General features: G+C 31.4%; 28 protein-coding genes and 5 tRNA genes. 5 read left to right on the forward strand and 28 right to left on the reverse strand.

Annotated elements, in window-relative coordinates:
* The first annotated feature begins 26 nt into the window (after positions 1–26).
* Positions 27–302, forward strand: a complete 276-nt coding sequence (locus RBU61_RS17070) for a hypothetical protein (protein WP_308876856.1) — start codon at positions 27–29, stop codon at positions 300–302.
* A gap of 45 nt (positions 303–347) precedes the next feature.
* On the opposite strand, the gene RBU61_RS17075 is transcribed toward RBU61_RS17070, so the two are convergent.
* From RBU61_RS17075 to RBU61_RS17125, 11 genes are all read right to left on the reverse strand, one after another.
* A complete protein-coding gene (locus RBU61_RS17075) occupies positions 348–1,349 on the reverse strand; it encodes a phosphotransferase (protein ID WP_308876857.1) in 1,002 nt (333 codons plus the stop codon).
* Entirely contained in the window at positions 1,306–2,016 is a 711-nt protein-coding gene (locus tag RBU61_RS17080; RefSeq protein ID WP_308876858.1) for a TIGR04282 family arsenosugar biosynthesis glycosyltransferase, read from the reverse strand. The genes RBU61_RS17075 and RBU61_RS17080 overlap by 44 nt, the downstream gene beginning before the upstream one ends.
* Positions 2,016–2,690, reverse strand: coding sequence for a TIGR04283 family arsenosugar biosynthesis glycosyltransferase (locus RBU61_RS17085; RefSeq protein ID WP_308876859.1), 675 nt, complete (start codon positions 2,688–2,690; stop codon positions 2,016–2,018). The genes RBU61_RS17080 and RBU61_RS17085 overlap by 1 nt, the downstream gene beginning before the upstream one ends.
* Entirely contained in the window at positions 2,687–3,712 is a 1,026-nt protein-coding gene (locus tag RBU61_RS17090; RefSeq protein WP_308876861.1) for an ABC transporter ATP-binding protein, read from the reverse strand. Before RBU61_RS17090 ends, RBU61_RS17085 begins: the two co-directional genes overlap by 4 nt.
* Positions 3,713–3,724: 12 nt before the next feature.
* Positions 3,725–4,525 (reverse strand): ABC transporter permease subunit, encoded by an 801-nt coding sequence (locus RBU61_RS17095; protein WP_308876862.1) that lies wholly within the window; start codon positions 4,523–4,525, stop codon positions 3,725–3,727.
* 4 nt (positions 4,526–4,529) lie between these two features.
* Positions 4,530–5,390, reverse strand: coding sequence for an ABC transporter permease subunit (locus RBU61_RS17100; protein WP_308876863.1), 861 nt, complete (start codon positions 5,388–5,390; stop codon positions 4,530–4,532).
* 3 nt (positions 5,391–5,393) lie between these two features.
* Entirely contained in the window at positions 5,394–6,635 is a 1,242-nt protein-coding gene (locus RBU61_RS17105; RefSeq protein ID WP_308876864.1) for an ABC transporter substrate-binding protein, read from the reverse strand.
* Complete coding sequence (locus RBU61_RS17110) at positions 6,628–7,293, reverse strand: TVP38/TMEM64 family protein (protein ID WP_308876865.1); 666 nt, start codon at positions 7,291–7,293, stop codon at positions 6,628–6,630. Before RBU61_RS17110 ends, RBU61_RS17105 begins: the two co-directional genes overlap by 8 nt.
* A 4-nt stretch (positions 7,294–7,297) precedes the next feature.
* Positions 7,298–8,407 carry a (Fe-S)-binding protein gene (locus tag RBU61_RS17115; protein ID WP_308876866.1) on the reverse strand — a complete coding sequence of 370 codons (1,110 nt, stop codon included), beginning with the start codon at positions 8,405–8,407 and terminating at the stop codon, positions 7,298–7,300.
* A gap of 57 nt (positions 8,408–8,464) precedes the next feature.
* Positions 8,465–9,148: a TVP38/TMEM64 family protein gene (locus RBU61_RS17120; RefSeq protein WP_308876867.1), complete on the reverse strand. Its 684-nt coding sequence runs from the start codon at positions 9,146–9,148 to the stop codon at positions 8,465–8,467.
* A gap of 172 nt (positions 9,149–9,320) precedes the next feature.
* A tRNA-Ser gene (locus RBU61_RS17125) sits at positions 9,321–9,409 on the reverse strand.
* 206 nt (positions 9,410–9,615) lie between these two features.
* Here RBU61_RS17125 and RBU61_RS17130 point away from each other — a divergent pair.
* The 3 genes from RBU61_RS17130 to RBU61_RS17140 all read left to right on the forward strand — a co-directional run bounded on the left by RBU61_RS17130 (position 9,616) and on the right by RBU61_RS17140 (position 10,082).
* Positions 9,616–9,690: transfer RNA gene (locus tag RBU61_RS17130), tRNA-Glu, on the forward strand.
* Between the two features lie 119 nt (positions 9,691–9,809).
* A tRNA-Asp gene (locus RBU61_RS17135) sits at positions 9,810–9,886 on the forward strand.
* Between the two features lie 120 nt (positions 9,887–10,006).
* A tRNA-Thr gene (locus RBU61_RS17140) sits at positions 10,007–10,082 on the forward strand.
* Positions 10,083–10,120: 38 nt separating this feature from the next.
* On the opposite strand, the gene tadA is transcribed toward RBU61_RS17140, so the two are convergent.
* The 7 genes from tadA to RBU61_RS17175 form a co-directional block, all read right to left on the reverse strand.
* Complete coding sequence (tadA, locus tag RBU61_RS17145; protein WP_308876868.1) at positions 10,121–10,573, reverse strand: tRNA adenosine(34) deaminase TadA; 453 nt, start codon at positions 10,571–10,573, stop codon at positions 10,121–10,123.
* Positions 10,574–10,857: 284 nt separating this feature from the next.
* Positions 10,858–11,325: a GNAT family protein gene (locus RBU61_RS17150; RefSeq protein ID WP_308876869.1), complete on the reverse strand. Its 468-nt coding sequence runs from the start codon at positions 11,323–11,325 to the stop codon at positions 10,858–10,860.
* A 43-nt stretch (positions 11,326–11,368) separates the two neighbouring features.
* Positions 11,369–11,809 carry a pyridoxamine 5'-phosphate oxidase family protein gene (locus RBU61_RS17155; protein WP_308876870.1) on the reverse strand — a complete coding sequence of 147 codons (441 nt, stop codon included), beginning with the start codon at positions 11,807–11,809 and terminating at the stop codon, positions 11,369–11,371.
* Between the two features lie 24 nt (positions 11,810–11,833).
* The gene (locus RBU61_RS17160) at positions 11,834–12,541 is read right to left on the reverse strand and encodes a hypothetical protein (RefSeq protein WP_308876871.1); all 708 of its coding nucleotides are present in this window, start codon (positions 12,539–12,541) and stop codon (positions 11,834–11,836) included.
* A gap of 59 nt (positions 12,542–12,600) precedes the next feature.
* Positions 12,601–13,506 carry a YafY family protein gene (locus RBU61_RS17165; protein WP_308876872.1) on the reverse strand — a complete coding sequence of 302 codons (906 nt, stop codon included), beginning with the start codon at positions 13,504–13,506 and terminating at the stop codon, positions 12,601–12,603.
* Between the two features lie 292 nt (positions 13,507–13,798).
* Positions 13,799–15,262 (reverse strand): serine hydrolase domain-containing protein, encoded by a 1,464-nt coding sequence (locus RBU61_RS17170; protein WP_308876873.1) that lies wholly within the window; start codon positions 15,260–15,262, stop codon positions 13,799–13,801.
* 119 nt (positions 15,263–15,381) lie between these two features.
* A tRNA-Arg gene (locus tag RBU61_RS17175) sits at positions 15,382–15,458 on the reverse strand.
* A 171-nt stretch (positions 15,459–15,629) separates the two neighbouring features.
* Between RBU61_RS17175 and RBU61_RS17180 the strand changes: the two genes are divergently transcribed.
* Positions 15,630–16,295: an AraC family transcriptional regulator gene (locus RBU61_RS17180; protein WP_308876874.1), complete on the forward strand. Its 666-nt coding sequence runs from the start codon at positions 15,630–15,632 to the stop codon at positions 16,293–16,295.
* Between the two features lie 25 nt (positions 16,296–16,320).
* Here the strand turns inward: RBU61_RS17180 and pssA are convergent, their stop codons facing one another.
* From pssA to RBU61_RS17230, 10 genes are all read right to left on the reverse strand, one after another.
* Positions 16,321–16,890: a CDP-diacylglycerol--serine O-phosphatidyltransferase gene (gene pssA, locus RBU61_RS17185; protein ID WP_308876875.1), complete on the reverse strand. Its 570-nt coding sequence runs from the start codon at positions 16,888–16,890 to the stop codon at positions 16,321–16,323.
* Positions 16,871–17,872: a lysylphosphatidylglycerol synthase transmembrane domain-containing protein gene (locus RBU61_RS17190; protein ID WP_308876876.1), complete on the reverse strand. Its 1,002-nt coding sequence runs from the start codon at positions 17,870–17,872 to the stop codon at positions 16,871–16,873. The genes pssA and RBU61_RS17190 overlap by 20 nt, the downstream gene beginning before the upstream one ends.
* Positions 17,873–17,880: 8 nt before the next feature.
* Positions 17,881–18,447, reverse strand: a complete 567-nt coding sequence (locus RBU61_RS17195; RefSeq protein WP_308876877.1) for a nicotianamine synthase family protein — start codon at positions 18,445–18,447, stop codon at positions 17,881–17,883.
* A gap of 12 nt (positions 18,448–18,459) precedes the next feature.
* A complete protein-coding gene (locus RBU61_RS17200) occupies positions 18,460–20,214 on the reverse strand; it encodes a ferrous iron transporter B (RefSeq protein WP_308876878.1) in 1,755 nt (584 codons plus the stop codon).
* 2 nt (positions 20,215–20,216) lie between these two features.
* Positions 20,217–20,432, reverse strand: a complete 216-nt coding sequence (locus tag RBU61_RS17205) for a FeoA family protein (RefSeq protein ID WP_308876880.1) — start codon at positions 20,430–20,432, stop codon at positions 20,217–20,219.
* 172 nt (positions 20,433–20,604) lie between these two features.
* Positions 20,605–21,729: an ABC transporter permease gene (locus RBU61_RS17210; RefSeq protein WP_308876882.1), complete on the reverse strand. Its 1,125-nt coding sequence runs from the start codon at positions 21,727–21,729 to the stop codon at positions 20,605–20,607.
* Positions 21,716–22,771: an ABC transporter permease gene (locus RBU61_RS17215; RefSeq protein WP_308876884.1), complete on the reverse strand. Its 1,056-nt coding sequence runs from the start codon at positions 22,769–22,771 to the stop codon at positions 21,716–21,718. Before RBU61_RS17215 ends, RBU61_RS17210 begins: the two co-directional genes overlap by 14 nt.
* A gap of 1 nt (position 22,772) precedes the next feature.
* A complete protein-coding gene (locus RBU61_RS17220) occupies positions 22,773–23,705 on the reverse strand; it encodes an ABC transporter ATP-binding protein (RefSeq protein ID WP_308876885.1) in 933 nt (310 codons plus the stop codon).
* A gap of 215 nt (positions 23,706–23,920) precedes the next feature.
* The gene (locus RBU61_RS17225; RefSeq protein ID WP_308876887.1) at positions 23,921–24,835 is read right to left on the reverse strand and encodes a M55 family metallopeptidase; all 915 of its coding nucleotides are present in this window, start codon (positions 24,833–24,835) and stop codon (positions 23,921–23,923) included.
* Positions 24,828–26,468, reverse strand: a complete 1,641-nt coding sequence (locus tag RBU61_RS17230) for an ABC transporter ATP-binding protein (protein ID WP_308876888.1) — start codon at positions 26,466–26,468, stop codon at positions 24,828–24,830. The genes RBU61_RS17225 and RBU61_RS17230 overlap by 8 nt, the downstream gene beginning before the upstream one ends.
* Between the last annotated feature and the right edge of the window lie 6 nt (positions 26,469–26,474).

The following is a 26,474-nucleotide window of genomic DNA, read 5'->3' on the forward strand; positions in this document are numbered from 1 at the left end:
TATCAATTTTATGAAAGGAGAATTTCATGGAATTAATTATTAGAAATGCTAAACTAAGAGGTGCAGATAGTTTAGTTGATATTGGTATTGAAAACGATAAGTTTAAGGAAATTAATAAAGGTATTGAGGCTAAAGGTATTAAGGAAATAAATGCCAATGGTAATTTAGTATCACCACCTTTCATAGAGTCCCATATCCACTTAGACTCTGCCCTTACTGTAGGCTTTCCACGATATAACGAAAGTGGAACTCTGTTAGAGGGAATTGAAATTTGGGGTGAAAGGAAGAAATATTTAATATAGATTTTAAACTTTAAAAAACACAAGGGATTTTACCCTTGTGTTTTATTACATATAATCCCTCAATAAGCCTTCCATAAAATCCATATCCAAGTATTCCTTTATCTTCTTAAATGTGTCCATGTTTTTTATTTCCTTATTGGGGTCATGATATTCTACAAATGCATGGGCACACCACCCTAATGCTCTTAAATATAGATATGGAGTATAAAGATTTACTCTTTCTCTTATATTTTTGTCCTTACAACTTAGTCCATTTATATATTCTTTAAAAAACTCTTCTTTTTCATCACTGCTTAGTATATAATCTGTTTTCCATAATGTAGTAGTAGGGGAAAGAAATTGAGTTAAATCTTGAGCTGGATCACTTATAACTGGTTTTTCCCAGTCAATTAAATATGCATTTTCTCCTATGATGAAATTGTGGGAATTAACCTCTGTATTATTTATTACATGCCAAGGCTCATCTATGAAATATTTCTCTTTACTTCTATTTACCTTTGCCCAATCTAAGAACTTATGGAAAAATAATTTAATATCTTTATCTACTACATCACTATGCCATACATTCTCTAGGAGCCTTTCTCCTTCAGCTATTCTATGGCTAAATATATTTTCCTCCACAACAAAATGATTACCTTTATTTATATCCAAGGAGTGAATTTTAGAGAATATATTTGCTGACTCTTGTAAGTCTCTACCATAGTCGAGAGGATATCCTTCTAAAAACTCCATGATAAGTATTCCATAGTCAAAGAACATCTTTGATCCATCTACAAAGAATACCTTTGGAGTTACAGAAGATTTCTCTAAATATTTTAAGGAATTAAATTCATATCCTATTTGATTATCTAGCTGTAGCTGACTTCCAGTATTTACCCTAAATACATATTTATTATCAAATGAATCTATTGTAAAGTTAATATTATATTCACCTTGAGCCAGAAACTTAACTTCCGCATCTTCTCCTAAATTAAGCTCTCTCAAAATAGTCTTTCTATTTATATCAATATATTGTTTGATTTGTCCTATTAATTTGTTTCTTATCATATTTACCACTCCATCTTCTTACAAATTCTATGGTATTTGAAGCTATTGGATTTTCATTGTTTTTATACATATCCATGAATAAAAATAAATCTTCCTTAGTATCAATATCCATATATTTTGGTGCAAAATCTACAGTTAATCCTTGACTATTAATAATATCTACAGTAGATTCAAGGACTGATTTTCCACCCCACTTTTTGTTTATATGAAATATTCCCTTATTTGGTGTTTTCATACCAATCAAATAATATCCACCATCATAGGAAGGTCCCAGGACTATATGATTTTTATCTAATATTTCAAAGGAATAAAATATATCAGAAGAACTAATATGAGGTATATCTGAACCTATTAAAACTACCTTTTCATATCCTAAATTTAATACATGAGAAATTCCATTATACATTTTACTTCCTAGATCTTCTCCCCTTTGAGGAAAGGTTTTGGTAAAATTAGGAATTATATTGCCTATTACTCCTAGAGAATATTCTGGAGTATAGGTAATATATATGTCTATATCTTCTTTTAAAGCTTTAAAAGTATTAAATAAATCCTTCAGAAATTCCATATGTAAATTAGCACACTCTTCTCCTGTCATTATGTCCATTAATCTGGTTTTGGTCATTCCAGGCAGAGGAACTCTTGTCATAAGTATTAAAGCATTCATTACCTCACCTCTTTGTATATCCTTGCTAATTTATCTGGTGACATACCTAATATATATAGCAGTTTTATTTTATGCATTTTCAATAATGTCTTTACTTGTCCACCTTTTTCAAATCGTCTTCCTGAAGTGCCTATTCTTTTATCTAATACCTTCATCTTTCCTAATCTATGAATCCTTCTAGAAAATTCCCAGTCCTCCATTAGCTCCATGTCCTTATATCCACCTAAATTTTCGAAAATATCTCTTTTCATAAATATACCTTGATCTCCAAAAATTAGTTTAAAATGTTTTGCTCTTTTATTTGAGGAATTTGACACAAATCTCATGAATTTAGTATCTAAATCATAGAAATAAAGTTTGAAACATCCTCCTATATAACCATTTTCTATTGTTTTTTCTATTTTTGCTAGGCTATCTTCATCTAATATAGAGTCAGAATGAACAAACCATAGAATATTTCCCTTGGAAGCTTTAGCTCCAGCATTCATCTGTCTTCCTCTTCCCTTTTCACTCTTTATAACTCTAGCATATTTATTTGCAATTTCTACTGTACTATCTATACTGCCTCCATCTACTACGATTATTTCTTTTTGTCCTCTTATCTTCGCAAGTCGTTCTAAATTTTTTCCTATAGTCTTTTCTTCATTTAATACAGGTATTATTATAGATATCATCTATCCTCATCCTTAAATAGCCTTATACCTTCAAGGTTTATGTCTATAGATACTTTATCTTCAACTTCATATGTGGGAGAAGCATTGGATACTACCTTTAGCATATCTTTATCTATGGAAACAGTATAGTAAATCCTCTCTCCACCATACTTTTTAGATCTTATTATACCAGATAATGTTTTAGTTTCTTGTGGGCATATTCTTATATCCTCTGGCTTTACCATTACAATTACATTCTCCATATCTTCCATATTAATAGGAAAGTTTAATGTATTACCTATAAATCTGTTATTTATCACTGAGCCACTAATATAATTCTTATCACCCATGAAGTCTGCCACTTCCATAGAATTTGGGCTTTCATATAATTCCTCTGGAGTTCCAAATTGTTTAATTTCACCCTTTAACATTATGGCTATTTTGTCTGAAGTCATTAATGCTTCTTCCTTATCATGGGTCACTAAAATAGTCGTTATATTTAATTTTTTTTGTATACTCTTTGTAAGTTCTCGCATTTCTTCCCTTAGCTTTGTATCTAAATTGGAAAATGGTTCATCTAATAAAAGCACCCTTGGATCAATGGCTAAAGCTCTAGCTAATGCAACTCTTTGCTGTTCTCCTCCTGAGATTTCATTAGGGTACTTTTTATTATATCCCTTTAACTTAACTAAGTCTAACATCTTTTTCACTTGGATCTTTATATCCTTTTTAGGAACCTTTCTCATTTTAAGCCCAAATCCTATGTTTTCTTCTATATTTAGATGTGGAAATAAAAGATAATCTTGAAATACTATAACTATTCCTCTTTTTTCCACTGGAACATTTAATACAGTTTTTCCATCTATTAATATATCTCCCTCATCTGGAGGAAGAAGTCCCCCAATAATCTTTAAGGATGTAGTCTTTCCACATCCTGATGGTCCAAGTAACGATACTAATTCTCCCTCTTCTATGACTAAAGATATATTATTCAATACCTTTTTCCCACTGAAACCTTTATATATATTTTTAAGTTCAATCATAATTCTACTCCTTTAATAAAAACCACTAGATTTATAATATTTCTTTATCAAAATTTCCATTAATCCTAAGAATACCATGGTAGTTAAGATAAATACAATACTGTATACTGAGCCTAACATCCTGTCACCACTTTTTACAAAGGGAAACATAATCATGGAAAATGTAATTACCCTTCCCCCACCTATTAAAAGATTAAGAAAGTATTGACTAAAGGAAACTATAAATACCATAGTTCCAGCAGATACTATGCCAGGGGCAATGAGAGGTAAAGTAATATTTATGAAGGTCTGAAAGGAGTTTGCACCTAAAACTTTTGCTTGTAACTCTAGAGATTCTCCTATTATTTCAAAGACATTTTTAAGTATTCTTACTCCATAGGGAATACAGGGTGGTAGATGAATCAAGACTACACCTAAAAATGTATTGGCAAGTCCCAATTTTAAAAATGTAATATGTACACCCATGGCTACTGCAACAGTAGGTACTATAATAGGTGCGAAGATTAAGATTTCTATTAACTTTTTCCCCTTAAATTCATATATTCCTAAGGCTTTTCCAGCTGGAATACTTATGATTAGCGTAATTATAGTCACTACTGTAGATAAAGTAATACTATATAATAAAACCCCTAAAGAATTATTCTTAGGGTCTAAAAAATACTCCCATCCCCTTAAACCAAATTCCTTTGGAAATATTAGAGGCCAAGGCCATATTTTTGTAAAACTCCATATAATTATAACTATTAATGGAAGTATTAAAAAAGCCATAAACAAATATGTAATAAATCTAAATAATAAATTGTTCTTATTCATAAAATCACCATTTATATTTTGTCATCAATGAAAATGCCTTATTGTAAAGCCATACTAAAACTATAGATATAAAAGTCAGTATCATGTTTATTACCATAGCATAGGGTCTATTTATTAAGCTAGGATTGCTATATTCTATAAAGGCCTTAATAGGTAAAGTTTGAGGGGATGTAGGTCCTAGTAACAATGGTACTTCATAGGCTCCAAAGGAAAATGCAAATATTATTATAAAGGAAGAAAAAACAGTAGGTCCAATAAGGGGAAGTAAAATATGTCTAAAGACTTGTCTATTGTTTGCCCCTAAGTTTCGTGCAACATCTGATAATTTATTGCTAATATTTCCTAATATGGCATAAGTAGTCATGGCAATAAAGGGAATTTCCTTCCACATATAGGATAGTATAATACCTACTCCATTTTTCCCATATAAAAGAGAAGGAAAACTTGCTTGTTCTTTAATTAGTCCAAAGCTATGGAGTATTCTTGGAAAAGTCCCAGATTGAGCCAATATATTATACATCAGAAGGGCAGAAACCATATGAGGAACTACTATAGGTATATTAAATATTCTTTCCATACCAGTTCTAATTTTAGATTTATAAATTGAATATGCAAGTAGTACGCCTAAAACTATAGATATAATAGAAGATACTAAAGCTATATAAAGACTAAATTCTAAGGAGTCAATAAAACTCTTGCTCCCTAGAACTTCTCTATAGTATTTCAATGTAATTTCTGTTAAACCAGCTGCCTTGAATATACCAATACTCTGAAGAAATCCCATTAATATTCCAAAGGCAAATATTCCAATAATCACTGCCATAATTGGAATTAGTAATATATAAGGTTTTAATCGTTCTTTCAATTTTTATTCACCTTCACCAGGAATTGTTTCCATCCAAATCTTTTCAATAATTGGTACTAGTTTTGCTGGCATTTCAGGTAATCTATGTTCTGCTAATTCATCCTGTGGTAAAGTTGCTATACCTAATTCTATAGCATTGAACATAGCCTTTTCTTCATCACTAAGTTTATCATTATCTAGTACTGGCAAATCTCCTCTACCTGTAGGATCATACTTTGAGACCTGTGCTTCAACACTTAAAATAAAGTCAATAACAGCCATTGCACCAGCTTTATTCGGTGAGTTAAAAGGAATTGCTAAAAAGTTTGTATTGCCTATGGTTCCCTTATCAAATATAAAAGTTCTAGTAGTATCTTTAAACTCTCCAGTTAATATTTTATTAGATGCTTCATTTGGATTATATCCCATAGTCATCCATACTTCTCCATCTGCATACATATTGTTTAAAAGTGGTACTTCTGCTGGATAAGTTTTTCCTTCTTTCCAAAGATAAGGTTTTAATTCCTTTAAATATTCTATTGCCGGCTCTATGGCTTTTCTTACTACTTCTTCATCTGCTTCCATATCTATAAACTGTTCATATCCTACTATATCGGATATTATATTTCTAATAAATGCAGAACCTGTAAAATCGGGTAATGCAGGATATGTAAACTTTCCTGGATTATTCTTTGCCCATTCTAGTAATTCCTCATGTCCCTTAGGTACATTATCTGTCTTTTCACTATCATAAATCATAACAAACTGTGCCTTTCCATAAGGTGCCTCATAGCCATCTACAGAATAACCAAAGTCGTATTTCACATCTGGAGAATCTTTATCTATATACTTATTAAAGTTTGGTAATTCTTCTGTAAATGGTCCAAACAATAAACCATTTTCTTTAGCTGTAAAGAAATTTTCTCCATTAATCCATACAACATCTATATTTCCTTCAGTAGACTCCACTTGTTTCTCATTTAAAAGATTATTAAGGATTTCATCTATATTCATACCTACTCTTTTTAAAGTTATATCATATCTTTCCTTTAATGTGTCTGCCACATATCCGTCAATCCATGAGTTATGAGTATCGCTTCCACCCCATCCATAGTATGTAACTGTGGTCCCCTTAGCTTCTTGTAAAATATCTTCCCAACTACTATCTAATACATCTATAGTATCTACTGAGGGTTTCTTAGCACATCCAACTAAGTTAAAGATTAAAATACTTGATAATATAAGCAATAATAACTTTTTATTCATTTATTCCTTCTCCTTTCCCTTGAAATAATCTTTTCATTATAAATGAAATAACAATTAATCCTATTAATAATCCAATTGCTATATAAAAATCTTTACTTCCTAATGCTGTAGTCTTATCTCCAAGATTTGTATATACTATAATCCCTGGCATAGAACCAATAGTCGTAGCCAAGATAAAATCTTTTAATTTTATATCAGATAATCCTGCGCTATAACTTACTACCTTAAATGGGAATAATGGTATAAGTCTTAGGATTAATGTAAGAAAAAAACCTGATTTTTTATTTTTATTGTTAAATAATACTATATCCCTTTTTATAATTTTCTTAACTACTTGTTGTCCTAAACATCTGGAGATATAAAAAGAGATAATTGCTCCAATTAAGGAACCTATAGTGGTAAGTATAGTTCCCCAAAATAATCCAAATATCATTCCACCGGCTATTACTAATACAGAATCTGGAAACAATAGAAGTGGTAAAGAAGATAATAATACCAAATATATAATAGGAGCCATTATTCCCTTACCTTGGATATAGTCCTTGATTTCACTTGGTCCATAGCCTTTGAATATATTAAATTTATTAATTAATATTGCTATGATAATTATAATAGTTGCTATTATAAGAATTTTTAATAAAGACTTTTTATCTTTCATGCTTTCACTTCCCTATTTTCTTTCCATTATATCTATTGACCCATTTTCTTATTAATCCTTGATTTATTTGTTCCATATTTTGAAAATCATCATTAAATAATAAGTCCAATATATGATATGACTTCTTCCCGCCTCTTCTCATAGACTCTACACATTCCTGACAATAGGCAATTATATATTCTGTATATGCCTCATTAGCTCTCCTTATGGTATGCGCCTTAGCTATATGACCTTCAGTGGTAGGCACTAGACCTCCTGCCCCACAGCAAAGAGTTTCTCCCCTGTTATATTTCATTTCTTCTACCCTAAACCCTAACTCATTTAATATATCTCTAATAGAACTATGGATTATATCCATATCTCTAGTAGGACATGGATCATGGATAGTAAATTTCTTATTTATAGTTGTTCCTATACCCCTTCTATCCTCTGGAACTCCTTCCTTTGCTATTACTTCCCATAAAGAAACCACCTCTATATCTTTACTATTATTCTTTATGGTCATAAAACAATTTTGGCATCCAGTTATGATTCTTTTTATATTTTTATCTTCAAATTCTTTTTCCAGTATGGAGTAATATTCTTTAAACTTCCTATCCTTACCTAGAAATACAGTAGGTTTTCCACAGCACTTTGTATATATTCCTATACCATTTATTTTAGTTCTAAGATAGCTATACGTATTTTCCACAATCTTTGGACTATGGGAAATAAGTCCACAGCCTGGAAAAAATATGGTATCTCCTTGTAAATTCTCTATATCAGATGTAAATAAGTAGGAAAAACTAAGTTTCTGATGGATGTCCACCCCTCCAGTTCCCAATTCCTTAGGCACCTTCCCATTATTTTCTTCCACTATGTCTTTTCTTAATCTCATAAAAATAGACTTTAAATCTACATTCTTTGGACATACCTTGGAGCAATAACCACATAACATACATGAATAAGGTAAAGAGTAGTCATATTCCTTTTTATCCTTTAATTCCCTTAACAAGTCTTTCGGATTTTCGCAAAACTTGATAAGCATAGGACAGCCCTTCATACAGGCTTTACATCCAATACATCTTTCTTCTGCTTCAATTATTTTCTTCATAGCTTTATCTGATATATTCATATAAAACACCTTTCCATCTTAACTAAAAGAAAGGATTGTCTCAACAATCCCAATTTCTTATAACTTCTCTTTGTTCTTTTCGTTCCATAGCTTTTTCAATAAAAATGCAAATGCACTAACTCCAAATAATATAAGTAGTCCCGTGACAAATGTTTTTGCTCCACCTGTTAGCTTTTCCCCTGCATAGGAATAAATTATAGTAGCTGGAAGTTGTCCAAGTCCCGTAGCCCAAAAGAAAGACCATAGGCTCATGGAAGTTAATCCTGCTCCATAGCTTACTATGTCGAAGGATATAAATGGTAGAAGTCTAGCTATTAATACTGCGTTTCTACCATATTTATCGAAGAAGCTGTCTATTTCCCTTAAGGCAAATTTAGATGTTAATTTTTCTGCCGTAGTTCTTCCATATGTCTTTGAGATATAGAAACATAAAACTGCTCCTGCCATGGCAGATGACCATGAAAGTATGGCTCCCTTAACCCATCCAAATAATCCTGCATTAGCAAAGGTAATTAGAAATGCTGGAAGTGGTGCTGCTACTGATTGAAATATCATAAGTAAAAATGATATAATAGGTGCCCATATACCAAAGGAAAGTATATAATCTTTAATTACTTCTACATCGCCTTTCCCAAATAGTCCAACTACTTCTTTTACTACTAAATTAACCTGTGGCACAAATAAATATATTCCAGCTAATAAAAGAACAATAATTAATTTTGTCCATGTGGATTTTTTCAATATTTACACCCCTCTTCTATTATAATGACGATATGATTTTAACATAGCTACAACCTTTAATAAAATTAATTTTTTCTATGATTTGCTATTTAATATAGACTAGATTAATATAAAGATGCCTTAAATAATACGTATTATTTAAGGCATCTTTTCGAAAATATATGCGATTTAACGGAGAGAGTGGGATTTGAACCCACGGTACAAGACATCTTGCACAACGGTTTTCGAGACCGCTACCATAAGCCTCTCGGACATCTCTCCTAAATTAAAAGTTTTCCTATACATTATAGCATAAAGTAACTCTAAATTTCTATAGGATAAAAGAAGAGTTATAATATTTCGTTAATTATGTTTAATATTTTATAAATTATCATTTTAAGAAATTAATTAATAAAATATAAAATTATGTTTGACAAATATAATGATCCATGTTAATATTAAGAAGGTTGTCTCTTGGCAATCCATATGGCCCCATGGTCAAGCGGTTAAGACATCGCCCTTTCACGGCGGTAACCCGGGTTCGAATCCCGGTGGGGTCACCATTATGACCTAACACAACGAGCGATAGTGAGTTGATGTAGGTCAAACGCAACGAGTACCAAATCTATACGAGCATAGCAAGTAAATAGATTTGAGTTACGAAACTGCGAAAATATGTAATGGCCTGGTAGTTCAGTTGGTTAGAATGCCAGCCTGTCACGCTGGAGGTCGAGGGTTCGAGTCCCTTCCAGGTCGCCATTATGACCTAACACAACGAACGACAGTGAGTTGATGTAGGTCAAACGCAACGAGCACCAAATCTATAGGAGTGTAACGAGTAAATAGATTTGAGTTGCGAGACTGCGAAAATATAGGTTTGCTGGCGTAGCTCAATCGGCAGAGCAACTGACTTGTAATCAGTAGGTTGGGGGTTCAATTCCTCTCGCCAGCTCCATAAATAAAAAAACATTAAGACTAAGTCTTAATGTTTTTTTATTTATTTCTTCTTAATTCTCTAAAAAATTCAGATATTATACTACTGCACTCATCTTCCAATACTCCAAATTCAACTTCTACCCTATGATTAAACTTAGGGTGATTTGTTAAATCCTCTATAGTTCCACAGCATCCTCTTTTAGGATCTCTAGCACCTATAACTAACCTACCTATTCTGGAATTAACTATGGCACCAGCACACATGGCACAAGGCTCTAAGGTAACATACATGGTACAATCAAGTAATCTCCAAGCATGAAGCCATTGGCTTGCTTCTTTAATTGAAAGTATTTCTGCATGGGCCGTAGGGTCACTTATTGTTTCCCTTTGATTATAACCTCTACCAATTATTTCTCCTTTATAAACAACAACAGCACCTACTGGAACTTCGTAGGCGCTATAAGCTCTTTTAGCTTCTTCTAAAGCTTCTTTCATATAAAAAATATCCATCAATATCACCTATCACTAAATTAAAATTCATCTTTTTATATACTAATATCTACCTTATTAGCTGTATTTCCGCCATATACAATATATTTTCCTCTACTTTCAGATAGCTTATTTAATGTAAATATGAAAACTTACTAATCAATAAGAGAAAAATCTTAATTTTATCCTTATATATTTAATTCTCTATATTATACCAGTTATTTGTTATAATAACAGTACATATCCGTGGTGTCAAGATAGCGTAAAGTACTCTTAAAATATAAAAAGAATGCTGTTCAATCTCTTTATTCTCTAACCATTATATAAAATTCATCTCCAGACCTGGAATGATTAACAGTCTTTAATATGGTAAAACCAGCTTTTTCATACAAACTAATAGCACGTTTATTAAAGGAAGCAACTGTCAGTCGATATTTTTCAACTTGAAATTGCTCTTGGGCAAAATCCATTCCGGCGTTTAAAAATGTATATCCTAGTCCATTTCCACATAAAATCGGCTTCATACCTAATCCAATATCTAAAGCTTCTTCAGAGTATATATAGTCATAGGTTGGGATTTGTGCTGGTTTACCAAAACAAAAATAACCAGACAATTGATTTTTATCATCAATAAAAGCATAATAATCACCACTTATAAGCTCAAGAATAGTTTCTCGATTCTTTTCTAAGCTATATATGGAATAAGGCTCTTCATAAATCCAATTTGAAATATCTTCAGCTAAATCTTTTGTCATTTCAGTAATTAAACTCATACAATCTCCCCATTTAAATTTATTCTAAAGACTTTATCTTTCTTCACAATACTCCCTCAACTTCCTGCCAATCAACTAGAAGATTATATCTATTGGTCTTAAAACGCAGAACACAATATTCTAGATCATTGGAACCCTTAAAATGTTGTCCCATTCCTGGATACCACATTTCCTCCTTCACAGCTATATCTGTTACAATCTCAATAGTTCCCACTAAAGTTATATTATATGCACCGTCCTTATTAAAGCATAAGCTGGCACGGTTACAGTTTTCTATACGCTTTACCTTATTGCTTTTAAGTCCAGTACAAAATGTAAGCCAATTAATTCCATCAGACTTTGATGCCGTAATTGTTGAAGCAGTAGGATGGCCATCCTTGTCAATAAGTGCCAGAACACAATAAGGCTCTGAACCTACCAATGAATTATGTGCTGTATTCTGACGAATAATTTCCCCTGCTTTTTTAATAATCTCTTTACTCATTTCACCACCTCCGTAATAACTCTTTTAGCCTTTAATAAACTTCAAAATCTTTTTTGACTCTGCATGGGGATTAAGCATAAAAATACGCTCTCTTATCTTTTCAATGGCCTCATCCTTCTCAATTTTTGCAGCTTTATCAAATATGTCCTCACCCCAAAAATTTTCAGTTGTGCAAAATACTGTTGAAGACCAACCGTATTCCATTCCTTTTTGGGATGTTTTTTGCTGTCTTCCACACATAGTTAAATACATTTTCATTTGCAACTCCGTTAAGGCTCTATCAAATTGAGATTTTTCATCCTTCCCAAATCCTGCCAACTGCTTTATTCCGTGTAAGGGCAAAGTTCCATTCTCAATGACAGCATCATAAATGCGTTTCGCATAGTTACTGATTGTACCCTCTGAGTATTCCTCATCAAAGCTTCTATTCTCACGCCTAACAGCAAGAAAATAGGGAGCCCATTCCTTGGCAATATATCCGCTTTTCCTAAAAAATAGTTTTGCATAGGCAATATCCTTACGCTGATCCAACACACGTATACGCCACTCCCAGGGGTCAGTTTCCGGATTTCCTGTATGCCAGCAAACTGGCGTCTCGTAAGGGGGTATTTCCTTCCAATTCCATGGAATTACGGAAAAAATCCCCTCGCTGTTTCCTCCACCCATGGAAAACCCCACATCCAATAAGGTATTAACAAAATCTCCATAGTTTTTTATCTCCTTACCATTCAATCAAAACCCTCCTTTAAAGAAGATCATATCACATTAAACAGGACAACACCCTGTCCTGTTTATCTATAAGATTCTAAAATATTATCAGCAATTCTTTTTATATGTTCCGCCATATGAGCAGGTTCTATTACCTTTACCTTATCTCCAAATCCCAAAAGCCATGATATGGTGAAATCCATATTTGTATAGCCAATTTCAAGACGGAGCAGACCTTCTTCCGTTTCTGTATAACACTGGAGCCCATATGTTTCAATGAGCTGATAGCGGGCTGATAAGTCAAATAGAGCAACCAGCTTTTTATCATCTGGAAGATGGGCATTGAAATCTCTCTTTTCAGGTGGAATTTCACGTGGAATATAGGTTTCAGCACAAAGGTATAAATCCCATAATCTCATTATCTTGAATAATCTCCAATCCTTTCGGTCTTGACAGAATCCAAATATATACCATGCTGTCCACTGGAAAATTATAAAGTATGGTTCGATATGGCGATGGGTAATTCCCTTTTCATAATAATAGTCAAATTCAATTATTCTATGCTCATGAATAGCCTGTTTAATAAGTTCAATCTTTTCCGTCAAACTACCTTTGTAATGAGAGGCAAGGTCTATTACAATAGGCTCTCGTAGTGATACGACCATATCTTTATTGGCAGATAATTTATCTAGAGTTTTCTCAATATGAGACTTGTCCGATACGCTTCCGATACCTTTAAGCCCAGCAATAATCCCTGAAAGCTCATCAACAGTCAGAACACTTTTGTCTAGCTTGAAACCCTCTGCAATAGAAATACCACCGCCGCTTCCTTGATATGTGATAATCGGTATGCCCGACTGACACATAGTGTCAATATCCCTACCAATGGTACGGCGGGTAACTTCAAATTTCTCAGCGAGATATGGAGCCGTTACTCTCTCGTTTTGAAGCAAGATTGTGAGTATTCCAAGCAAGCGGTCAATCTTCATGGACACCCGCCTCCAATTCTCTCGTTACAGCACTAGGATAAACACTACGGTAAAATTCTCCAATCATAAAATTACCTCCTATTTAACATTATAACACATGAACACGACACTCATATGTCGTGTTCATGTGTTATCAAAAAAATCTTATATAGACTAGTTTCCTTCATCATATCTATTTTCGGCAACAGATAAGTGTAAAGCCATAAAAAAGCTGCAAGTCTTTATTTCTAAAGACTTACAGCTTTATTTTTGTGTTATTAAGTCAAAATAGATGCAGGTAAGATTATGCTCATTATCGGGACACGGCATTATGCTGGCGAGTGTATACAAAAAATGTAATAGAAGTAGTTAATAGCGCCAGTGAAATCAAAACTGTAAGGATACTATATGTTTGCCAAACAAGTAACGTTGGCCAATCGTATCCGAAGACCATTGGGAAAACCCAGCACATAATGCATATGGCAACAGTAACCATTAGCCAAACAACGGTTATGAGTATTCCTTTTTTTGTTATTGATTGCCGCTCATTCATTTTCTTTCTGCGTAACCCCAAAATAAAGAAAATGACAGACAACAGGCAAACAATAATTGTAGCAGACGAAAGAATCATGTCCAAAAGCTGTATGCCACTTATCTTATACGACTGCGTAAGATTGCCGTCCAATATATCTTTAATGCTTTTTACCAGACTGATATTGGTATTAGCGCCGTTGGTTAGCAGGCAGAAAGCTGTTCGTTCATTTGGCAGTATTACCACTTGGGTTGAGAAATTGGGATTGCTCCCCGAGTGCTCAATAATTGTTTTGTCAGCGTTTACCATCCATCCCGCCGCATAATACATCCCATTGACATCCGGAACAGATACGTCTCCATGATGTGATTTCATGATAACCGCTTTAAATACTTCGGGTATATTCTGTACATCACCCATCTGTATGTCCATCCAATGCGCCATATCCTTTGTAGAAGACATGATGTATCCCGCCGGTTTGTTACCGGCATAATCTGGTGCGTCATATGGGCTTGTTATAAAAAAAGAAGATCGGTAGCCCTGCGCCAGTTGCCCGGTTGCTTTGGCTTCTTCTTTATAAACATAAGTATGATATAAGCCCAAGGGGCGAAATACCTGCTCCGTCATAAAGTTTTCATAGCTTTGACTAGACACAACCTCAATAACCAAACCTAATACATCATAATTGACAGTTCCATACTCGTATTGCTCACCGGGAAGAAATGCCAGTTCAGCATCCACCAATGCTTCCACGGTCTTTCGCAACATATCTGGCGTACTGCCTTGCGGGATGCTTTGAACATGCTTTCGATTTGTCAAGCCGCTGGTATGGTGCAAGAAGTGATTAAGTGTAAGGCTCTGCATATCAACAGGCATCCCTTTATACTCCATCGTAAGCCAAGGCAGATATTTCTGAATAGGATCGGTCATGGACAGTAGTCCCTGCTCCTCTAACAGTAAAATACCCACACCAGTAAAAGCCTTACTAACCGAAGCCAGCTCGTATAGAGTGTTTTCATTGGCAGGCAACCTTTTCTCACGGTCTGCGTAGCCAGAGGAAAAGTAGAATGTTTCATCCCCGTCGATTATAGAAATTGACATGCTCGGTACACCTGATATACGACAGGCATCATCCAGCAATGTTTGTATTGCCACAGATTGTGCGTCCGATAGCGCATAAACCGGTGTTGCAAATCCTGTGAATAGTATAAGTGATGCTATCATGGTAACGATGATCTTTTTCATTGAGGCCTCCATTATAAAAAATGCCTATACGGATAATATAAATTATTTTCAACTTAGAATAACATAAAAAATTAGAATAAGACAGATGCCATCTTACATCTGTCTTATTCTATCATTCGTGGTGCACTGGAGAGGAATCGAACCCCCGGCCTACGCCTTAGGAGGGCGTCGCTCTATCCTACTGAGCTACCAGTGCATAGTTTACCAATATATTTTATAATATCTTTATATATATGTCAAGGAGGAAGAAAGCCGAAATATCTGATTTCTTTACTTAACCATGTTTGAATTTTTCCATTAAAATTGATATAATATATAACTGATAGTGATTATCATTTTAAGTTTGTTAGTTATTGGAGGGTTGACTATGGTACATCTAGAAAATCAGTTGCTTAAAGAAATAAATTGTAGAAATAAAGCTAAAACCTTATACTATTACAATAGAATTTTTAATAATATTAAGGAATTTGATTTTAGTGATGTAAACTATATAAAATCTATAAAAAATTATTTAATATCTCTAAGCTCAATTTTATACATCAATGCCTCTAATAGTCCTGTATGTAAAAAAATATTATACGAGAAAAGAGTTTGCATGATAAAGGAAATAGAAAAAAAGCCTTGTGTAAAAGATCTTTACTCCTTAGGAAAAGATTTAATATTTTTCCATTTAGATATTCAAAGCATGGAAGATATGAAAAATAAAAATCCAATTATTATGGAAGCCTTAGATTATATATATAGCAATCTAGATGAAAATCTAACCCTTGGAAATGTGGCTAAGGAAATACATATCAGTAGTAGTTATTTATCCTGTTTATTTTCTAAATGTACGGGATATAGCTTTTCTGATTTTATTAATAAGATAAGAATCGATAAATCTAAACTACTCCTACAGAATACTTCTCTTTCATTATTGGATATAACCATAGAATGTGGATTTAGTAGTCAGAGTTATTTCTGCTATGTATTTAAAAAGGTAGAAGGTGTAACTCCAAAAGAATATAGAACTAAGCTTAATACTAAAAAATAAGACCTTCTATAGAAGGTCTTATTTTTTAAATATTAGGTTTTTTCACTCTAAATGTACTTATCATCAGGAATGATAATATTATAGTTATTATAAGGTTTTCATAAGATAAATTTAAAGAGCTTTCCATTATCCTATAATTAATATCTATAATATATTTTGCTACTAATATTCCGCCTGCGATAGTAATAGGTAGTCCTATGATATAGCATGTCTCTTTCTCAATATTAAATCTAGCAAGTCTAAATATCCCTGTGCCTATAAATAATAAAGACACTGCTATTTCCAATAAACCTAAATAATTGCCATGTATATTTAATCCAATTATTGTTGGAGCTAATCCAAAGGATACTAAATCACATAGTGAATCTAGTTCTCGTCCAAATTCACTAGTCATATTAAGTTTTCTAGCAATAAATCCGTCCATCTTATCTGTGATAGCAGCTAATAAAATTAGTACACAAGCCATCTTTATTTTATTCATATCTGTAGTATTACTAATAAATATTGCTATGGCTCCTAAAAACATATTAAAATATGTTATCATAGCTGGTAATACATAATACTTTCTATGCTCTCTAGATTCTGCCTTTAGCATATCCATCATCCTTTACAAAATATCTCCTTAATTTATCTAAGATTAACATTATAAAACTTAATCCAAACTCAAACCAAAAAGTTACAAACCTAAATACTACAGATATTGCTATACTTTTCTCCACTGGAATTCCTTTCATTACTAAGAGCGTAACCATACTAGTTTCAAAACTGCCTATACTTCCAGGTAACAAAGGTATCATACCAACTATATAGGTCAGATATGTTATTGCAGCTATTGAAATTAAATCTAGTTTCATATTAAATCCCTTGATTACTAAAGCCATTTTAAAGGCAAATAATATCCATATAAAAATTCCCAATAATATTTGAATTAAAAACTGTAGCTTATTTTCCAATAACTTTCCTATTGATAAACTATATTGCCCAAATGCATTTTCTATTTTTATAATTGTTTCAGACTTCAATGAAAACTTATATAATATTTTTTTTATAACATTGGGCTTTACACACAAGATCAATAAAACAAATAATCCTAAGGCTAATACAACTACTGCTGATAAAAATAAATTAAAATACGATTTATAGTGATTTCCCATTGTAGTATAAAACCATATTAAGCTTATTATAGTTAAAGAAAGAAAGCTAAAAAGACTAATGGTCTTTTGTAATCCTACAACTACAGTAGCTTCACCGTAACTTAAGTCTAGCCTATTTTTAATCTGATATAACCTAGCTAGTTCACCACCCATCTTTACTCCCGGTGTTATGGCATCTACAATATTCCCCTTAGCATTTATTCTAAAAGCATCTATAAACCTACAATTCCTCTGAATCCAAGAAACCATATACTTCCATTGTAGACTTAGTAAAACCATTGTTAAAAATTGTAAAGATAATGCTATTATCAGTATATAAAGATTCATGGATCTAAGATTAATTAAAACCATTTCCCAATCAAAATATATAGATACAAATCCTATTCCTATAATAGTTAAGATATACAATATATATTTTTTCATAATCTCACCTAATTCTTTACCATAAGTAGGACTTCTTTCATCGTATTTAACTCGTTGTCTAAACAACAATTCCTAGTACAGCTTTCTTTTTCATTTAAGTATTCATTTGATATATTTGAGTAGAAATACCTTAGATTCTTCTTAGGCATACGAACCAATATCCTAGTACCTTTTCTAGCTTTGCTCCATATATGCTCTACTACTTCTTCCTTAGGTGTAACCTGCAGTGCCACATGTATAACATCATAGGAAGATATATCTACTTCTTCTCCTCCGGTATTTGTTATATATATCTTATTATTTAATCCCATTTTCTCTACTACATTTCTAGCATTATATACTGCCCTGCTATCTATATCTATTACATCTACCTTTGCTCCTGTTAAATTTGCTATTTGAAGCGCAGTACATGGAATAGATCCTCCCCCAATACATAGTATTCTATCGTTTATTTTTACATCAGCTAGTTTTATTTCATTCCTAACAATCTTTTTATAATATTTTTCATATAATCTAATTAGAAAATTTGAACAGGAAATCCTTTTTTCCATCCATTTTGTCCAAGTCACTATCATAAATTCCACCCGCTAAAGTACAGCCATTATAAACAGACCAATATGATTTACTAGCCCTGCAAATAGGAAAGCTGATATAATCGTTATAACACCTATAGTTATAGATACCTTTAAGGAGAATTCCTTTGTAAGTACGCCGAAAACTGATAAACAAGGTAGATAAAATAGTGCCATTACTGAACCTACTAATAATTGTAATGTGTTTAAATCCATTTCAAGTAATGGAAGTACTGCCAATTCTCTTCTTATTATTCCTAGCAATAGAGATAGGCTGGCTTCCTTAGGTAATCCTAACCATCCTTCAACTAAAGGCCCTATTATATTGCTAAATTCATTTAATATGCCTGTTTCTGCCACTATTGCAGCTATTAATATACCTATAAACATTGGACCTTCTGCATCAAGTAAGAAATGTTTCATTCTTATTTTTAGCTTCTTCTTAAAAGCATTTTTATCTGGTAACAATAGATTAGGTACTTCTAAAAGCATTGGCTGCCCTTTTCCTGGTATGACTTTATTCATAATTACACCTACACATAGTAATATTAGTACAGACATCATATAAACCAATATTAAAGCAGGTATAGATCTATCTCCTAAAAGTGCTATAAATGCACCAGTTTGAGAAGCGCAAGGAATAGCAAAGGAAACTAAAGCTGCAACCATTATTCTTTCCTTATACGTAGTGGCAGCCCTTGTACCTACTATGGCAGGTACAGCACATCCATATCCCATCATAATAGGTATTATATTTCCACCTTGGATTCCTATACGACTAAGTATTCCGTCTGCCAAAACTCCTATCCTAGGTAAATATCCACTGTCCTCTAAGAAGGAAAAAACCACATAGAATAATAAGACATAAGGAAGAATCAATGCAAATGGCCACTCTATCCCTATAATCAATATACCAAATTCCCCTACTAATAGATTTCTAAAAATCCCTGCAGGTATAATTGCAGAAACTATCGTTGTAAGAAAAGGCATAATAACCTTTCTTACTAAAGGTAAAAGTACTACTGATCTAAGAGCCTTTCCTCCACCAACTACAACACCTAGAGATAATATTAATACTAAAATAGCTATAGGTATACCTGGCCACGGTTGTACAGTCCAATTCTCTAGTTTTTCCATAAAAGTTGGTTCTTTTTCTTCTTTCTTCTCTACCTTCTCTATAACCTTATTGATCCTATTCCATCTTTCTTCATCTTCTAATGGAGGCTCTGGATCCTTTGTTGTACCTGATAGTTCTACAGATTTCAAAATCAAATCCGTAAGTCCTGTATTTTTAATTGCCACTGTTGGAATCACAGGAGCATTTAGTTCCTTAGATAATTGTTCTACATCTATTGTGATCCCTTGTCTCGCCGCAACGTCTACTAAGTTTAAACAATAAATAATAGGAGTAGAATATTCCTGAAGTTGAATTGCCAGATCTAAGTTTCGTCCTAAGTGAGTAGCATCTAATACACAAATAATTACATCTGCCCCTTCTTCTAATAGACCTACTGCTACTTCTTCAGCCTCAGAACTAGCCTCTAAGGAATATGTACCTGGTACATCTATCATTACCCCTTCAATATTTCTAAAATTAATATCTCCTACGGTATAATCAACAGTAGTACCAGCATAGTTTGAACTGTCTACATGGACTCCTGTTAACTTAGAAAATACTACACTTTTTCCTACATTGGGATTTCCCATAAGTAATATTTTTATTTTATCATCAAGAGATATACTTCCCTGATTATTAGAGTGACATCCCATTTCTAACTTACCTCCTGAACAACTATTTCTTTTGCTACATCTTTTGCTATGGCTATACTTCTATTACCTACTTTTACTACTATTGGCCCTCCTAGAGGCTGTTTGCTCTGAACCTTAAAGTCTATTCCTTTTCTAAGACCTAGAACTTTTAATAAATGTAAATCTGGCAAATCTTTAATTTTATAGTCATAAGTTTTTTTACAATTAGTCAGTACCATCTCCGTCCTCCTTTATTAATTGTATTAAATCATATATTGATAACAATTATCATTATGATTGTTATAAGTATAACATTACCTTTAGATTTTTTATTTAGATATCTTACGATTTATTTAGATAATATACTTAATTTAAAAGGACTGGTCTATAACTCCGTTATAGACCAGTCCTTTAATTTACTTGTTTTGCTCTAGAAAAATATAGCCCCATTAATAAGAATACCACGGCAAACAATAACTGCATAAATATTTCATACTTTACATCTAATAGAGAGCTAATATCCATTTCATTTATCTTTACAAAATAATATGTTGGGAAAAATTTAGCTATTGTCAATACCTTTTCTCCTAAAAATTGCTGAGGTACCATTACTCCTGATATAAACGAAGTTCCAAGAGATAGTACTGTACTTACCCCAGATATAATATATTTATTATGTGTTATATTATTGATTAAAAATACGAGACATAATGCAGAAAATGAAAATACTATTGTATTGACTACATATTTTGAAAAGTTCACTTCTCCAATATATTTTCCTTTCAAAACAATACTTCCAAATATAAATATTAATGTTAGAAAACTTGCTATTGTCAACTGTCCTAAATATATTTCTCTATTAAATTTCAAAAACTTTATTGAAGATATCTTTCTTCTGTTCTCAACTTCCTTATTTATAAAGTCAGTCATTACAAACCCTATTACAGAAATATATAAAGCCATTATTATATAGGAGACATAATTAAAGTAAAATTTAAACCATGTATTCATCTTCTGATTTATATTATTATCAGATTTAACTATATTTACCTCTATCCCTTCATCTAAAGCAGTACTTACATTGGATAAACCAAATTTCCCATCTTCATAGGTTGCATTGGCAAAGGAAATAAATTTATTGATTTGATTTTCAATTTGATAAGATGCTACATTTCTATCATCTCTAAATAATTCAATGGCATTTTTCTTATTTACTACCCTTTCGTCAAAATCCTCTGGAATGATAATTACTGCATCTACTATTTGGAGAAACACCTGCTCCTTAATATATTCTTCATCTGCCTCTATGAAGGTTGTATTATTCTTCTTTCCTAGATAATCTGTTAAGCTTCTAGATATTTCACTATTACTGTTATCAACTATTCCAATAGTAAACTTTGTTTCTGTGAAGCTGATTTCCCTTTGAGCATTGCTGCCACTATTTAATATTGATAGAATAAAAAATATTATAGTATACGAGAGAATAACGCCTTTGTTTTTTAGTGCTATCTTAATAAAATACTTATATACTGTCATAGGTTTTCCTCCTTAAAAATACATAGGATATACTGATTAAGGCTACACAATAAATTGATAAAATAATGATTCCTTCACCTACACTTTTAGTGCTCCCTAATAGATTGATCCTATATAGATTGTTGGTTATTATAGATATGGGATTTATTCTTCCTAATATCGGAATATTCTGATCAATTGAAATCTTTATATTAGGTGACATCATCCCAGATAAAGCCGATAAAACCAAAGTAATCATAATACCTATAATTGTCTTTGTATTTTCATTTTGTTTATTGGAAGCTCCAATAAACATTCCGAGGGCTACTCCAAATAAATTTCCCATTATTATAAGCACTGTACTGTACTTTAGTTCTGTAAACAAATTAATCTTTAAGATATATTTTATAAAAATCAATAATATGCCGTTTGAAAGTAAATTTAAGATTAATGAAACTATAACACCTGCCAATAGAAATTCATTCTTTCGCAGAGGTGTTATATTTATTCTCTTTCCTAGATTAGTCAGATTTGCTTGAATCAAAATTACTGTTACAATTCCAGGAAAAATTCCATATGCAGAAACCATTGCAATTAGTGAATAAAATATTATAATTACAACATCTGCTTTTTGATTTGTTTCTGAAATATATTCCACTGTAAAATCAAATTTTTCAATGGGAACACTTAAACTTTCCATCTGTTTAATTTGATCCAATATCTCTTTAATTATAGTCTGATTTACTCCTGATTTTTTGACTAATAAATTAAAATCATCGTCAATAAATCCTTGAATTTCTTCATTCTCTAACTTTTCATTTATCTCTTCTTCTGAGATTTTATGAACATTTACTATTTCAATTTCTTCCAATATAAATGCAATAGGATTTTGAGAGCTTATTCCTATATCTATATTCTCTAGTTGTATATTTATCATTCCATTGAAGGCTGTGTAGAAAAATATTGCCATTATAATTGGATATATTAAAGTCCAGAAAAGAAAAGATTTGTCTCTATATAAATTTTTTCCTTGATATATGCAATTTCTAAATATACTTTTCATATCAATCCCTAAGCTCCTTCCCTGTTAACTCCAAAAATACATCATTTAATGTTGGCAGCTGGCTATATAATTTTGTATAGGTAAGGTTATTTTCTTTTATAAACTCCAATAGATTTGATAAATTGTTTAGTCCATTTTCAAACTTTATTATATAATCATCTTCTCTTTTTTCTATATCTATTACATGAGGAATTTTTCTGATCTTCTGAATCTCTTTATCTTCAATATCTGAGAAACCAACTACTATCTTTTCAGTGGTTGTTATCATAGCCTTCAATTCTTCATTAGTTCCTGAAACCAAATTTTTGCCATTATCCATGATTATAATTCTCTTACAGAGCATTTCTGCTTCCTCTAGATAATGAGTAGTATATATAATAGTACTTCCTTCTTGATTTAACCTTTTTATTCCATCTAATATGAAGTTTCTGCTTTGTGCATCTACTGCAACTGTAGGTTCATCCAAAAAAATCAACTTCGGTTTATGAGCTATACCACAAGCAATATTTAGTCTTCTTTTGAGTCCTCCACTTAATTTCTTAGGATAGAATTTTACATAATCCTTCAGCCCTACAAATTCTATAGCTTCTTCTACATATTGTTTTCTCTTAACTTTATCTTCTATATAAAGTCCGCAAAAATAATCTATATTTTCTCTTACGGTTAAATTCTCAAAAACTGAAACTTCTTGAGGCACTACTCCTATCTGTTTTTTAATATCATAGGAGTTTGGAGTCATTTTCTTTCCAAATATTTGTATTTCACCTTTATCGAAATTCAATAATGAAAGAATACAGTTTATTGCCGTAGTCTTACCACAACCATTAGGTCCTAAAAGTCCCAATATCTCTCCCTCTTCAACCTCCATATTAAAATGCTCAAGGGCAATTAATTCCTTATATCTTTTTACTAAGTTATTTACTTTTACTACCACTTAAATCACTCCCCCTATTTCATCTTAATTTAATTATATGTATTTGGAGTTTTTCATTGTAGTGTATAGAATCACAATATAGTATGACATTTGTCATATTATAAGAAAAATAATATAGAAAAATATATTTATATTTATAACTATAAGTAATTACACAAAAAATTAAACAGCCTCAGTTCGATAGAATATCAAGCTTTGGCTGTTTAGAGTTGTTTTTACTCTTTAGGTTGAAGTTCAAATTTAGCACTCTTATCATCTTTTATTTTATAAAAGTATTGCGATATTTCATATAAATCAAGATAAGTTAGTGAACTTATATCTTTATCTAATAATTTTCTTATATTCTCATCTTTCACTAATTCCAAGGATTCAGGTCTATTTCTCACTAATTCCTCAAACATATTTTTAAGATCTTTGCTTATTATATGATTTAAAGGAATGTGCAAATTAGGCAGATATCTAAAAAAATCAATTGTATCTTTAAAAGAAATTTTAATATCCAATTCTAATTCTTTTACTCTTCTTTGTACATAATTATTGTAAATAATTTTAACCTTAGAATCATCAAATTTGGACAATGAGATTTCACTATTAAGGGCTTTTTTTACATCATTTTCTAGGTTTAAGTATATTGAAGACATATCTCCTTTGTCTATGTCATGATATATGCAATTATAATTTAGGTAATCAATTACCGAGGCTTCGGTGCTTATCAATGAAACCGGGATCTTGTAGTATGATAAAAAATTAACTACCATTTCAATTTCTCCCACTTCTTTTTCTCCTAAAGATAATATTTGAATCTCATCTCTAAAGGTATGAGGGAACCTACAATGGTCACTTTTCTTGCCATGAAAACCCACTAGAAAAGCTGTTTTATAATCAATACTAAAATCAATATTTCTTATTTTCTTGATTATATTGATTCCATGACTTAATTTCTCCGTTAAATTACTAGGGAATATACCATCATTATGGTCATAGCATAGATATATATTCATATTATTAGGTATGGAGTTTATAATTGTAGCTATTTCTTTATATAATAAATCCTCATTCCTCTTATTATCCCACAAATCTTCAACTCCAATAATTCCTTCTAAATCGATTATAATCAATATATTATCCATTTTGCACCTCTAGGCTTTCGTGTTTAAATTTATAGTATCTATCAAAAAAATCAGATTTATAGTTTCCATGCTCAATCATTATTACTGTTTTATCTGAAAAATATTTATTTAGTATATAATCGAATTTATTTTTAAAATCAGCATCTAAACTGGCTAGAGGTTCGTCCAATATATAAATAGATGAATTCTTGGATAGACATCTTATTATTTCTATTTTCTTCCTCTGACCTCCAGATAGATTATAGTTTTCATCTATAAAAGTATCTATACCTTCTTCTAAGCTTTCTATATACTCCAATAGATCAAAATCCTCCAGAATTTCATTTAGAGCATATTTACCATTATCTGCTTCATATAAAATGTTATTTCTTATAGACAAAGGATAGACAGTTGGGTTTTGATTAGATATACTTATACAATCCATAATATCTGAAGCCTTGTATTCTTTATGGCTATTATCATTAATCAGATATTCTCCACAACTTAAAGGATATTGTAATGATATAAGTTTTATAATACTGGATTTTCCACTTCCATTTTCACCTTCAATCAATATATGTTCCCCCTTATTTAAATGCATATTAACATCCTTCAATATATAAGAATCTTTTATTTTAAATTCTCCATCTTTTATCTCTATTTTATCAATATACTCAAGGGGTTGTTTATTTTCTTCTTCATCTTTGAATAATTTTTTTGTTTCCATTACTTCAAAGACCCTATCCAAACTCACATGATATCTTTGGACAGTTGGTATCAGATTAGTTATCCCTATGAGGCTTATCAATACTTTTTGAATATAAAAAGATAGAAATATGAAGATTTCTGGGGTTATTCTTTTCTTAAATACAAGTATTCCAGCTAATATATAAAATAAGAATATATTGATTTTCATAATAGAATCCATTATATATTGTAAATTTATCTTACTTTCATTTAGCTTATCAACATTAGAAATCTTATCCTCTATATAATCATCAAAATCCCTTACTATAAAGTTTTTAATCTTTTCATTTGAGGCAACTTCATAAATATTATTAGAAACTTTCTTGATAATACCCAATATCACATCTGAATAATAAAAGTTTATTTTATTATATTTCTTTATTTTTTTAGAATAATGAATATTGATAAATATTATAGGTATCACTAAAACAATAGTATATATAAACCAAGTATTTTGCTTAACTAATATAAATAGCATAGATAACAAAACTATAACTTCCGATAAATATCCAAATAAATAATCTAAATAAGATAAAGGAGAACTATAATCACCTGTGAATACATTATTTAATTTAGCCGAATTATATGTACTGCTATATTGAAAATGTCCAAAATAGCTGTAAAATATCCTCTCTTTAACCTTATTATTTATTCTAATCATCAATTTAGAAGATACTTTATCTAATGAATAATTTATAATGCCAAACACCATATAGTATAGGGCAAACAGGATAATATACCTTTTAAACAAAAATCTATTATTCTGCATAATTGATGCAACAATTACACTTACTAGATAAGGTTCTATTAATGCACTGATCTTTATCAAAATACCTGTCAATTTAATCAATAAATATTTAATTTTATATCTATCTAATAAAGCCATACTCTTTTTTATATATAGCAAATTTAT

Source organism: Tissierella sp. MB52-C2, from assembly GCF_030931715.1.
In the GTDB taxonomy this organism is placed as follows: domain Bacteria; phylum Bacillota; class Clostridia; order Tissierellales; family Tissierellaceae; genus Tissierella.